1 pseudogene is annotated in these 577 nt (G+C 70.5%); it reads left to right on the forward strand.

Going from position 1 to position 577, the window contains the following annotated elements:
- Positions 1 to 577: pseudogene (locus OO63_RS41915) on the forward strand (AMP-binding protein); the annotation flags it as partial.

Consider the following 577-nt stretch of genomic DNA (forward strand, 5'->3'; position numbering starts at 1 on the left):
TGGTGTTCGCGGGTGAGGGGTTGTCGGGTTCGTTGGTGGCGCGGGCCCGGGAGGTTTTCCCGGGAGTGCGGATCGTCAACGGCTACGGCCAGACCGAGACCTTCTACGCCAGCATGTTCTCCCTCGCCGGCACCGACGACTGGGACGGCGAGGCCACCGCGCCGATCGGCACCCCCCTGCACAACGTCCAGGCCCACGTCCTGGGGGCGGGGCTGACGCCCGTACCTCCCGGTGTGGTGGGAGAGCTGTACGTCGCGGGCACCTCGGTCGGTCGCGGCTACCGAGGCCGTTCGGGGCTGACGGCGGAGCGCTTCGTGGCGGATCCGTTCGGAGCGCCCGGGGCGCGGATGTACCGCACGGGTGACATGGCGCGCTGGACGTCGGACGGGGTCCTTGAGTACGTCGGGCGTGGCGACGCGCAGATCAAGGTGCGTGGTGGGTGCCGGTGAGGGCGCCGGTGGCGTGGACTTCGACCTGACCGCCGGTGTGTCGGTGGCGGAGTTGCGGCGGTTTGTGTCGGGGCGGTTGCCGGAGTTCATGGTGCCGTCGGTGTTTGTGGTGCTGGATCGGTTGCCGT

The sequence above is a fragment of the Streptomyces alboflavus genome (assembly GCF_000716675.1).
Lineage (GTDB): Bacteria > Actinomycetota > Actinomycetes > Streptomycetales > Streptomycetaceae > Streptomyces > Streptomyces alboflavus.